This window comes from Prevotella bivia DSM 20514 (assembly GCF_000262545.1).
GTDB classification, from domain to species: Bacteria; Bacteroidota; Bacteroidia; order Bacteroidales; family Bacteroidaceae; genus Prevotella; species Prevotella bivia.
Genome location: NZ_JH660660.1, coordinates 1,371,238 through 1,384,480, shown reverse-complemented (window position 1 = coordinate 1,384,480; position 13,243 = coordinate 1,371,238). Strand labels below are relative to the sequence as shown.

The window sequence follows — 13,243 nt, the reverse complement described above, 5'->3', positions numbered from 1 at the left end:
ATCGCTATTTATCTCAGTCTGGATTTTACAATATATCCCTTACTTTCTTCTTGTTTGTTTCTATTATTCATAGAACTTGAATAAATTACCCCCTCCTCTTCCTTTTTAGTATTTGGGCTATTACTACTATTTTGTCTTAAATACTCGGGTTGGTCATTTTCGTTTGATTTTTCATTTTCTTCATTTGGTTCGTTCAATGTAAGTGCAATTTTTCTGTCAAGTTCTGCTGCCTCACCTTTGAGTGAGCGAAGCTCGTCCTCTTTCTTCCAAGAACTGTTGGCAATGTTGGTGTAAACGTCTTTGTTGGTCACGACCTTTGCCATTTCCTTCTCATGCGACTCTATCACCTTAGGGATACGCTCCAAGGCATTTACGAAGTTCTCGCAGGCAAGTTTCGGGTCTGCCGCTAACTTACCGTTATTATAAGTATAGTAGATGCTCTCCTGTCCCTTGACAAAGAAGCGGTTTATCGAGCAATCAAACAGATCCTTTGAACTGCTCTCCGTCTTGACCATGATGGAAAAGCCGTAAACCTCGCCAATCTTGTTGTACTCGCTCTTGGTACGAGCCTTTTCCTCTATCTCATGCAGACGGGCGGCGATGACCTTTATGTCGGTACTGTCCTCCACACCTTTAATGACAAGTTTATTGATAGGATTACCTTCTTTGTCACGCTCCACACGCTTCTCAAAGCACGCCAAGTCTGCCTTGGCTTCCTTGATCTTGTCTGAATGGAAAGACACGGAGCTGTCAATCTCCGCCAACTTGCCCGTTGCGGCATCACGCTCACGGAGGAAATTCTTACGCTCTGATTCCAGCGTGGCAATCTTCTTGTCGAGTTTGGCTTTCTCTAACAAGTCCGTATTACCAGATAGCACGGCAACATACTCTGAAAAGTTCATACCGCTATCCTCGTCCATCGATCCCTCGTCAATGGTACGACTACCGAGCGTGTTGGTCTTCAACTGATTGATAAACAATTGCTTGTTATGTAGTAGGTTGAACTTATAACTGTCCAACGACCGCTCCACGGCATAGATAATCACATCGACCTTGTTGTCAGCAAATTCTTTGGCAACCATATTACCTTTACGAATTGCCCGACCATTTCGCTGCTCCAAATCTGAGGGTCGCCAGGGTGTATCAAGTTGATGCACCGCCACCGCACGCTGCTGGGCGTTGACACCCGTTCCAAGCATAGAAGTAGAACCGAAAATGATGCGGATGTCTCCACGATTCATCGCTTCTACCATCGCTTTTTTGGCTTTCTCGTTCTTGCACTCCTGAATAAAGCGTATCTCGTAAGACGGGATATGATAATCTTCTACCAATTTACGCTTCACCTCAGAATAGATATTAAAGTCTCCGCCGGGCTTGTAAGTACCCAAGTCAGAGAACACAAACTGCGTACCCTTCTGTGCATCATACTTCTGATAGTAGTCATTAAGTAGCTTTGCACAATGGCTTGCCTTGTTGTCAATATGATCCGAGTACCCGTTTTCGTCTATCATGCGTAGATCCAGGCTCATTTTGCGGGCGTAATCAGTTGCAATCAGCATCTTTGCCTTTTCCTCACTCTCGCTCAACGGCGCACGCCCCAAAAGCGTGGCATCACCGTTTTTGGCAAACTCCATCAACTTGCCGATAAACTCCTCCTGTTCAGGTGTCGGCGGAATGTTATGGAGTATCTCGTTTTTTTCGGGACGATCGATGCCTATATCCTTTGCTGTGCGGAAATCGCAAATCTCCGCATAGAACGAGGCAAGTTCAGGCACTTTAATAAAGGTTCTGAAGCGTTCCTTCTGAATAATCTCATTGGTGATGGAAAACTCATAGTCAGTGGACTTCTTGGCAAAGACCGCAGCCCATGCGTCGAAACTGTTAATGCCCTGCTTCTCCAAGGCTTGCGGGCGCAAGTATTTGAAGAGCAAATATAATTCTGTTAGCGAATTACTGATAGTAGTTCCCGAAAGAAAAGTTGCTCCCAAGTCCTTGCCTGACCGCTCCTGTATGGTGCGAATGGCAAAGAGCATATTGAGCGCACGCTGTGAGCCATCCGGATTGCCCAAGCCCGACACTCTGTCGTGGCGAGTATTGAACATCAGGTTCTTGAATTGGTGGCTTTCATCTACAAAAAGGTGGTCAATACCCATCATCTTAAAGTCCACGGCATCGTCCTTGCGCTCGGCAATGCTGTCTTGAATGTCCTGTAACTTGGCTTCCAAGGTCTGCTTACGTTTTTCTAAGCCTTTGAGCATGGCACGGGAGATGTCCGCTCCCTGCATACGGAGCACTTCAAGATTATCTTCTACAGAATCTTTTTCTTTCTGCAAAATCGCTTCTTGTATCTCCAATGCTTGCGGTATCATGCCGAACTGCTCATGCGTGAGGATAATGCAGTCCCAATCATTATTCTTGATGTCATTGAAGATGCGTTGGCGATTCTGCTTGCTGAAGTCATTCTTTCCCGGATAGAGTATCTTGGCATTGGGATAAGCCTTGCGAAAAGTGTCGGCAATATCGAATACATTTGCTTTGAGTCCAATAATCATCGGTTTGTTAGCCAATCCCAACCGCTTCATCTCGTAGGCTGCTGTACACATGATAAGCGTCTTACCTGCACCGACCTCGTGGTCGCAGATACCACCTCCATTGGTCTTCAGCATCCACACGGCATCTTTCTGACTCTTATAAAGGTCTTGTATGCCCAATCTTTTAAGGTCGAGGTCGGGAAACGACTGATGCGTACCGTCGAAGTTGGGACGCACAAAGCAGTTAAAAAGGCGGTTGTAACGGTCAGAGAGCTGCTCCTTGAACGTGTCGGGTGTCCGTCCGAGCCAATCTACAAAGCCTTGTCTGATTTCCTCAATCTTGGCATTTGCCATCTGTATGGCATGACCGTCACGAACCTTAATCGTCTTCTCATTACCCTCCGCATCAAGTATGGTCTTGCTTTTGTTAATGTCAGGAATGGTATTGTGAAGTGCGTGCTTCAATAAATTGAGTCCGTCATAGCGTCTAAACTCACCTTGTACAGCATATTTGTGCCAGATATTACCGTTCTTTTGGTCGCAGCCAATGGCATACTCGTCCATATTAGAATGATAACTCACCCTGATGTCCGTCTCGAAGAACTCCGAGGCGAACTTGCCATAGACTTTCGCGGGTATCCAGCGTTCACCGAGGTTGAAATCCAAATCAGCAAAGGGAATGGGCGTGGGAGTGGCGGCACGCAGGGCAGTCAGACTCTGTTTCGCTTCCTCATGCTCCGGATGATCCAAGAGCCACGACTCGATACGCTCCGCCTTTTCAATCACATTGCCAGAAATAAACTTGTCGGCTACCTCATAGCTGTCCTCTTCGGGATTGTAGAAGATGCGTCCTTCCAAAGCAGAAAGCATATCGCTCTCTTCCATATCGGGAAGCAAAGAACTCATATAGTCAAGCTCCACCGTGCCGTATTTGTTGAGTGATGCGCCCAATGCCTCCATCGGGTCTGAAGCTATGGACAGTTCGGAGGTGGAAAAAGCCGTCGGGTGGTCGAAGATGTCCGCCTTGATGTACTTGCCGTTCTCGGAGCGTTCCAAGAACAGCATTTCCACTCCGGTGGCATCCATCTTGATGACATCGGTGTTTGTCTTCTGGTTGAAGTACCCCCAACGACCTACATAGCCGTCATAAAGCCGATTGAGTTTCTCACGCTCTTCCTTGTCCTCCGCTTGGTTGTTCGCCTCATAATCATAGAGTCGGTGATAACTCTCCCTAATCTCAATATATGCTTTCAGCCGTGAGAGCTGAGCAAAGGGTAAGTCCATCGGGTTGAAGGTAGGATGTCGTTTCAAGTCAGACAGGAAACCTACCTGCCCATTCTGTACGACTATCGAGCCGTCACGCAAATGTGAGTCGGGAGAAGAAAGGAACGGACGCGGTGAAGCATCAAACTCTTTCTTAACCTCTGCTATGGGCTGTGGCTTGCGAGGTTCGGCTTCCTCCATAAAGTCAAAGAGCGAGGGCTCTCTGACGGGAGCAGATGCAGTTTTCTTGCTTCTGCGGGAACTGCTTGGCGTGCTTCTTGCCGGCTTGGGTTGCCTGCTCGCAGAAAGTGGTTGGTTATCGCTGACCTTCTTTTGTTGAGCAGCCTCTTTGATTTCATTATTTACACGGGCTACATCTTGTGTCCAAAGACTATATTCCTCTGGGGCAAACAAGAACTGTTCCATGGCTTCTGTCTCTATGGTGCTATCCATAATCGGATGATGGTCTTCATCAAAGAATACCGTCTGACCGTTCATCTCGCGTGGGGCTTCCACGTCTGTGCGAATTTCACGGCTTTCTTGTTCGTATTGTCTTTGAAGGGTAATTACGGGGACACCTTCTGGGGCTGGTTCGGTTTCAGGCTCTGTATGTAAAACTGGCGCAGCTTCTTCGACTTTCAAAACCTCCTCGACTTGTTCTACCATTGCTTGTGGTTGATTGTCTTCCTGTACAGGTTTCTGCACTTCCTGACGGCTTTCATCCTTGATTTCCTCAATGATGGGTTCTTTAGTGTATTGTCCTCTGACAATCTCTTCCAGTTCTGCTATCTCGTGCAATTTAGTGGGTTTGAAGTATAAGTCCCGTTCTATACCCAATCCGTGTATCTTGACTTCCTCCATTTCTTTGAGGGACATATACCCAAGTTCCCAACCATAGCCCATCGTAACGGCTCCGAAGCCGATGCGTTCCTTGGGGTCGTATTCCAGCATATAGGCGGTATAGGCTCCCATAGGGAAAAAGTAGCGAGCGTATGCTGTGCGGTCGCCGATGAGTTGCTTTTCTGTTGCATAGAGTTTGGGAAGTTGCTTCTTAGTGCTGTCGGGCATCAAATTGTAAGCATTTTCTTCTTCTTTTTCATCTTCCTTATCCTCTTTCTTTTCCTCCTTATCCTTGGATTCTTGTAACAGAGGTGGTTGTTCTGTTTTTAGACCTCCTTGCACTTTCTGCACCATCTTGTCCACGTGTACCTGCCATTCCTCCTCGGTCATGGGTATGCCGGTTTCGTAGAGCTTGCGGTCGAAACGCTGCTCCACTTCCAAGGATAGTTGTGTACACAGACTGTCAGCCATATCCTCGATACTGCCGTCAAACGTATATTCCCAAGCGGGCTTACCATAAGGGTCTGTACCCATCGTGCGCTCTGTGGCAATCGTGCGGTGGGAAATGTCCTTCCATTCGCCCTCAAAGAGGGAGTTATGGTTAAACGCAATAGAAAAGCCGTCGCCTTTGGGAACAGAGGCGGTTTGTACAAACTGCTGTTCGATGCCCTCACCAATTTCCTTGCCCGATTGTTTTTGCAGGACAATCAGGTCGCTGCCCACATCCGTACCTGCATTCTCGGAGAACATACCCGAAGGTAGGCGGATGGCGGAGATAAGACGGCTATTCTGCAAGAGGTAACGGCGGATGGCTTCATTCTTGGGGCTGTCCAATACACCCTGCGAGGTAATAAATGCAAGAAGTCCGCCCTCCTTGATAGTGTCCAGCCCTTTTACAAAGAAATAATTGTGAATGGTTCTGGTGGATTCCCGTTTAAGGATATTCTCTCCCTTGCTATAACTACGGTCATAAACCATAAAGTCGCCAAAGGGGATGTTGCTGGTAATCAGGTCGTACTTGTCCTTTTCTTCCAGTTCTCCGATGGCTTCAAAGGGTTCTTGCCGAACAAAGATATTATCCTTGCCGTAAGGATGAAGGGCTTGTGTGATGCGCGCCGTCAGTAGGTCTTTCTCCATCGCATCGACCATACCGGCACTTTTGGCAAAGGTTTCGGTAAAGGCTCCCATACCTGCTGAAGGGTCTAAGCACCTTCTTACTTGCACGTCGGCAGCACTAAGGGCTTCGGCAATGGCGGAGACGATACGGGTGTCGGTATAGAAGGAGGTCAGTACGCTTGCCTTGATACTCTCCCAATAGCGTTTGGCGGTGCTGGCATCGACGGCATCACGGTAAATCATCTGTTTGAGCCTTTGGGTAGGCGCGAACAGGTTTTGCTCCGATGCGCTCCAATAGCGGAGGTCATCGGGATTATCACAACGGTTCAACACGCATTTCAGACCACCGAAACCTTGATAACCTCTGAGCAGGACTTTCTCGGCTTCGGTGGCTTCACGTCGTTCTTTTTCTAATCGGAGGATTACACGGATGGCTTCCGTATTGCCCTCCAAGACTGCTTTCTTATTGTATGCCATAATTTTTCTGTTTAAGATGGAGAGGAAAAATTAGTCGGAAGATAATTTTTCCTATCTCCCAACTAATTTGTTTTATCTCTGAGTCTGTGGTAACTATCTCCCTCGTGCTTTTCCTTTCTTTCCTTCAAACTCAAAGGCGGTGGTGTGGTCTTCGCCCAAAACAAGACGTGCGTTGAACTTCTTGCCTGCCTTGCTCGTCAAGCCTTTGAGGATAGGCGTTCGCCCGGTAGTTATCAAATCACGGATATTGTCCTCGGAAAGGAACGTGCCGCAGATTTCACGGAAGATGTGAAAGTCGCAGCCCTCGTGCCTGCATTTCGCAATTTTGGCATAGATGCCCACACTCTCATTGCTGCATTTGGGGCAGTGGTAGGTGGGATAGGACTTTTGTACCTGTGGAGCAAGGGCAAGGAGTTCCTCGCAAATCGTCTCCACATAGGAGTTGATGCCTTGTGCGAACTTCTCGGGTGGCATTTGTCCAGCCTCGATGGCGGCAAGGGTCAGTTCCCACGAGCCTGTCATCTCTGCATTGGCAATTCGTTTATCCTTGACAATCTCATAGACTGCCAAGCCTTTCTCTGTCGGGACTACCGTTTTCTTTTCTCTTCGGATATAGTCTCGCAGAATCAATGTCTCGATGATATTGGCACGAGTGGCTGGTGTACCGATGCCGCACTCTGCCATTGCTCTTTTACTTTCTGCATCTGCGACCTCTTTCCCTGCGTTTTCCATAGCAGAAAGCAAAGTCGCTTCTGTATAGAGCGGTTTGGGCTTGGTCTTGTGCTCGGTAATTTCTGAAGAAAGCAGTGGTAACACCTCGTTTTCTATTAGATTGGGCAATACGGATAAAGTCTGTTCTTCTTCCTCTTTGCCTTTTTCATCGTTCGTGCCAGTACTATGCTGCACGGCTTTCCAGCCCAAGGAGATACTTCGGCACGCCTTCCAAATGTAGGTGTTTGTACCGTCTGTCAGTTCCGCCTGCATCCTCTCCTCCTCTGAATCGGGAGAAAAGGCTTCGATGAAACGATGGACTACCATTTGGTAGATGGTCGTTTCATCTGTCGATAGTCCCGATGTTGTTTCACCCGTAGGGATAATGGCGTGGTGATCAGTTACCTTGCCGTTGTCCACCGAGTGGCGGTTAAGTGGTGTCGGAAGTGCAGTGCCTATCTTGCCAAGTAAAGTGGGTACTTCCTCGAAAACGTCTTCACTGATGTATCGACTGCCGGTGCGGGGATAGGTCGTGATTTTCTTCTCATAGAGGCTTTGTGCGATTGAGAGGGTCTTATCTGCTGAAAAGCCGTGCTTTCGGTTGGCTTCCTTCTGTAGGGAGGTAAGGTCGAACAAGAGGGGTGGCGACGTATGTCCCACCTTTTTTGCGACCGAAGTCACGGTAAGCCGGCTCTGTTCGCGAAGCATGGCGAGAGCGGACTGTGCATCGGCTTCATTGTCAAATGCACTACTGCTCACAGCTTTCAGCGATACGCCCTCTTTCTCTGCTGCTACGGAGAGTTTCCAATAGGGGACGGAAGAAAAATCACGATTTTCTATGTACCGACGGCAGACCATAGCAAGAGCTGGGGTTTGTACCCGTCCCAAGGAATAGCCGCCTTTGCGGACGATGGACAATGCACGGCTGGCATTGATACCCACCAACCAGTCGGCTTCGCTTCTTGCTTTGGCGGAATAATAGAGATTGTCGTAACTGCTTCCTGGTTTGAGGTTGGAAAGTCCCTCACGGATGGCTTTATCGGTGAGGGAGGAAATCCACAAGCGGTCGAAAGGCTTATGGCAATTGAGATAGGAATAGATGTATCTGAAGATGAGTTCACCTTCACGTCCTGCATCGGTAGCAACGATGATGCGGTCTGCTTTGTCAAAGCTGGAGCGTATCACCTTGAGCTGTTTTAGTGCTGCTGGGTCTGATACATACTCCTTATCCTTACGTACTTGTCGTACCACTAACTGAAATGGATTGGGACGAATGGGCAGGTCTTCAGCTTTATAGGCAGAAAAACCGTAGGCTTCGGGCATGGCAAGGGCAATGAGGTGTCCCATTGCCCAAGTAACCATATAGCCGTTACCTTCTAAATATCCGTCTTGTCTGGTATTAGCCCCTACGATACGGGCTATATCTCTGGCTACCGAGGGTTTCTCGGCAATAATACAAGTAATCATAGTTGATAATAGAATTAAAGGTTACATCTTACGTCCACGGGACTTCTTCTGTTTGTTCTCGTCCTGCTTTTGCTTCTGCTCAGCAGTAGGCTGTGTCTGTCCCGTTTTGAGTGGTTCTTTCACATTTTTGGTGGCTTCGTTGGTCTTGCCGTGGTTATTGACCGCAACCTGTGTCTTGTGTTCCTCTGCTACGGCAACCACCTTTTCTTTGCCGGTTTCTTGCTTTTTGTCAGGATTCCACTTGTAAAAACGTGGGCGATTCTGTTCCTTGTCCATGCGAACATAGGCATTGAATGATTGTCCCTGTTTGTCCACCATATTCTTTAGATATAGTGTACGACCGCTATCCAATGCTTCACGCTGTTTATCTGATAACTCTAAACCGCAAAGCTTATGTGGGACACCTTGCTGCTGTGTCTGCTGCTGGCGTTCCTTAAAACCACGGTTATTGTCAAAGATGAACTCAATGCCTTTTCGCTCGGCATTAACCTGCAGGGTGGCGTTGAAAGACTTGCCGCTCTTGGCGGTCATACCCTCCACTTTCACGGCTTTGCCTTCCACAAGATCTTTGTACTGGACATCAGAGAGCGTTACACCCTTGATCTCCTTGGGAATGTTCACACGGTCGGCACGTAAGGCAACAATTTCGTTGGTCTGTGGATCGATGGAGACATAGGCAGAAAAAGGATTGCCGTTCTTGGGCGTTACTTCGATTGTCTTGCCAAGGTTGCCCGTAGCAAGGAGTTGCTCCTTTTCTTCGGGAGAGAACTTGTAACCCATATAGGGGAAGTCGAGCTGTGGCTCCTTGCGTAACGGGTGGATAGCCAAGCCGACATTGCCATTATCATCCGTGCGGAATGCAAGACGTGCTTCGGTGTAGATGGTCGTGTCACCAATAGGTACGGCAATAGTAATAAGGTTACTCTTCTGCCAAGAAAGCATCTTTTCTAACTCTCCACTTTGTTCCAGTCGTTCACGGGTAAGACCGAGGTCACCAAGTTGCTTCCAATCAATCTTCGACTCATCAATGGCTGTGGCGTTCTTCTTTTTCGGCAGATAATCGTCAAAGGATACTCCAATCTCTGTCAGTTGCTGTTTGCTTTCTGGCTTTTCACGACTTTGCAACATGGTGCGAAGATTGTCCACACCTTGTTCTACATTGTTTGCCAAAACCTTGTACAGTCCGAAACGAGTCGGGTTATTGAACTGTTTGAGGAAATTGGACATGAAGTTCTTTAGAAGTCCGTCCTTGTTGTTGAATTTCAAGAACGCAGCCTGATTGGCAGCGGCAGCCTCTGTGGTCTTGAGGTTGCCCTTGTCGTCGATACCCGATACTACGGAGATTTTTCCCGCTTCTTGCTCATTCTTCACTTCCGTGCGGTCTTCCAAGACCAGCACATAGTTGTCATTGTTGTTTGGTTCCATAAATATTACATTTTGATGAATATATAATGTTATATATTGGCAAAATTAAACGGATAAAACCAAACGTTCACACTGTGAGGAAATAGTGGGAAAAAGTGGGAAACAAAATGAGAGGAAGATTTGATGTACCAACAAAAAAAAACTTCCCCTACAAGAGAAAGTCTATGGATGAGAAAGCACATCAACGATAAGTTTTTTGGTTTGCAGCTCGAATGTCAGCTACCAATAACCGTGACCGACGTCGGTCAGCGTCGTGAGTGACGACATCTGGAAGAATATTGGATGAAACACACAGGGGGGGAGTTTTTTCTGAAAAGAAAAACTCCTCCCCCCTTGATGCCTCACGGCTGTCTGTGATTGCTGTCCTGTTTATAAAAGTTATCCTGATGATAGGTAGTATTTTATAAAGTTTATCGACGTCGGTCACGATCGTTACGATAGCAGGTGTCGCATGGCTCTTTCCTCTTGACGGATGCGAACTATTAGCAGGTAGCCGTAGAGGGGCAGACCTACGCATAACGTTGTCCAAGCATGGCAGAGTAGCGCCACACCTATCAGTTCTGGTATGATGTTGAGGAAATAGTTTGGGTGTCGCACCGTACGAAACAAGAAACTACGATTGATGCGATGGTTGGGTACGATGTAGAGTTTCACTGTCCAAACGTCACTCAGCTTGTAGATGACGTAAAACAGCATGATGTAGGCGAATGCCATGACTGCCACGCCGATGACAGAGGTCCTGTCAAACTCCATATTGCTGGTATATCCCTCATAGAGGGCACCAAAGTAGTAGGCTATATGGGCAAGCGTCAGCAGTAGGGAGTTGCGTTTTCCGTACTGTGTAGCTCCACATTTGATGAGACGTTTCTCGTTCCTTATTGAGAAAGCGAGGGAGAACAAGCGTAATACAAAGAAACTTGCGAAGATGATAATTGCATATAGCATGACTGTAATATGTTTTATGATGTTTAATAATCCGCTATGAAGCCGTGCCGACACGCGGGGGGGGGATTACGCACGGCTCGGCTGGTGTGTTGACTTGCCCCAACTTGTTACCACTGCTTGAGCGGCGGTGTGGCAGTATCGTTGAATTTGATGGCGATGTTGGTGAGTCCGTTGTCCCACCAGCCTGCAAAGTTGAAAAGCAGTATACCCGTTGTACGCAACTGATGGTCTCCCTTAAGAATATTTATCACATGCGGATCAACGTATCCTGTGACGGCATTGGGTGTGCCTATGCCGTTTGGACCCGTGTACGAGCAGAAGGTGATGAACCAGTCGGGTGCCGCACCACCGTACGCCTCACTGGCTTTTAGCAGGTTCTGGCGCACGAGATTCACCTTGTCGCCAGCAGCGCATCTGTAAGTGTCCTCCACATTCAGCGTGGTACGACTGTGATTGGTGGAGTAGATATTGGTAGAGAATTGTTTGTTATCATACCAGCGGTCTATCCACCCCGAGTTGGTGGAGTACCAGCCCTCACGGCTCAAGATGAGCATCTTGCCTCGTAGTTCTCCCATTGTAAGTGTCGGACTGAACGATCCTGCAATGTATGGTGTAACGTAGGGATCAGCCCTTAACACGTTACCCACTGCCGTACGGTACTTGTTACCTCCATCTTTGTCGTAGTCGTGGTCACGCTTGATGGTCATGATAACCGTTTCCGATGGGTGCTCCCGCAGAAAATCGGCGGTGGCACGCAATACATCCTTGTGGAACGTGCGGTCGAATACATTACTGGCGTGGCATAGCTTTAGCACACCATCTGCAAGCACCAAGCGTATGTCGAAGAAGCGTATGCCGCTCTCGAGCTGCCCCTTGATGTCCTTGTCTTGCGTCTTCACCCACCAGTTGCCTGACCATGCTCCTGTATCGTGTGTTCCGGGTATGGACATCTTGCACACCAGTCGGTCGTCCTCCATATCCTGCATCCAGTTGGCATAGGTAGTGGAGATTAGTTGCCGCAGTTTCAGTGAGAGCGTGTAGGTTCGACCTGCCACGGGGCCTTGCGCATTGCTTTTTCCTTCCAGTGGAGTGTGGTACAGCCACCATGGCGATCGATGTATCTTGGCTTCTTCTGCAGGTACGACGAAGTAATTGCCCGAATACCCTACGGATTTACCTATGGGCATACTCCAGAAGCCATACCAGGCTGATGTCTCGCCCGGTTTTAATGTGAGTGGTTGTGCGAGTGGACATTCGAAATCCTCTCCGCTTTTCTGCAAAACTGGAGAAACGACAGGCGCATCCCCTCGTTCATCAGTCTGCCACATTGCCTCCCACACGAATGGTGCTGCCTGCATGGAATCGTCAGTGGGGCGCATGCGCAGTGATGCCACGCTCATGTCATGTTTAGTATCATTTGTCAATCTCATGCGTATGAACGCTCCTTGCGGTTTGAAACTCACATGTGGCGAACGCAGGTGTAAACCGTCGCTCGTTTTCAAGGGCAACCAAGCTGACAGGTAAGGCATGTTCCATAGTTGCTCCTCATTTTGGCTTATGGGGCGTGCCAAACGCTCTACGCCCATTTTTATTTTGTGCGTCTTCTCATCGTAGGTTCCATGACCAAGTAGAAAACACGCCTGCCAATTACCAATTTTTTCATCGTGAGGAGCCTCCACGTCAGCATTGAGAGTGTCGCACCACAAGACACCATCATGCGTTTTCCATTTCACCTGTACTAATTTTATTGGTATCTTGGGGTTTTCGTTTCTGATAACACAAAGTCCCTCAGTTGTTTCGCCTTCTTTTAGCCGCATCTTCGGTGGGACCATATCTCCCTCAAAACCATAGGTGAAGGATCTTGTTGCTACCATCTTGGTGTTATCTACACCACCATTAGGGACTTCTATTGTAAGCCGTATCGTGGTTGATTGATGAGACGAACTTTCGCTATTCACTGTAGTGTCACCGTCGCATCCGTATAGAAGCATGGTGGATAACAGCGCATATATCACCGTCAAATTATAGATTGTTCTTTTACCCCATTGAAGGGCGATTTGTCCTGAAATCATAGTAAATCCTATGTATTTTTATTTTTTAAGGTGCAAAGATAGTGAATAATAGGCAACTTCCAAAACCTAACTATTGGCATTTATCGTACGCTTTGGAAAGAAATGGAATGATGTAACTTTGAGTTGCAGCGGTCTTCTTTTCAAAAGTCTATGTACACGCAAAATGCATCTCGTAGTCATCTATGGACTTCGAGATGCACAGCCTCGCAAAATTACATACCCAATCCGGGTTGTTAAATATTGTAAATAACGGGGGTAAGGAAGCTAAAAATATAAGTAGGGAAGCATAGAAGCCTACCACACACAGTGTTATGGATAAATTCACCAATAGGAACCAACATGTATTTGTTATTTTTAGCCATTCCTTAACATAAAATTATATACTATAGTGAGGGA

General features: G+C 47.6%; 5 protein-coding genes. All 5 read right to left on the bottom strand.

What is annotated here, in order from left to right; genetic code table 11:
* Positions 1–8: 8 nt before the first annotated feature.
* Entirely contained in the window at positions 9–6,227 is a 6,219-nt protein-coding gene (locus PREBIDRAFT_RS08260) for a helicase-related protein (protein ID WP_004338297.1), read from the bottom strand.
* 93 nt (positions 6,228–6,320) lie between these two features.
* The gene (locus PREBIDRAFT_RS08255) at positions 6,321–8,405 is read right to left on the bottom strand and encodes a type IA DNA topoisomerase (RefSeq protein WP_004338303.1); all 2,085 of its coding nucleotides are present in this window, start codon (positions 8,403–8,405) and stop codon (positions 6,321–6,323) included.
* 21 nt (positions 8,406–8,426) lie between these two features.
* Positions 8,427–9,830, bottom strand: a complete 1,404-nt coding sequence (locus PREBIDRAFT_RS08250; protein WP_004338306.1) for a DUF4099 domain-containing protein — start codon at positions 9,828–9,830, stop codon at positions 8,427–8,429.
* 432 nt (positions 9,831–10,262) lie between these two features.
* Positions 10,263–10,775, bottom strand: a complete 513-nt coding sequence (locus PREBIDRAFT_RS11200; RefSeq protein WP_004338308.1) for an isoprenylcysteine carboxyl methyltransferase family protein — start codon at positions 10,773–10,775, stop codon at positions 10,263–10,265.
* A 107-nt stretch (positions 10,776–10,882) separates the two neighbouring features.
* A complete protein-coding gene (locus PREBIDRAFT_RS08240; RefSeq protein ID WP_004338310.1) occupies positions 10,883–12,847 on the bottom strand; it encodes a phosphatidylinositol-specific phospholipase C in 1,965 nt (654 codons plus the stop codon).
* Positions 12,848–13,243: the final 396 nt, after the last annotated feature.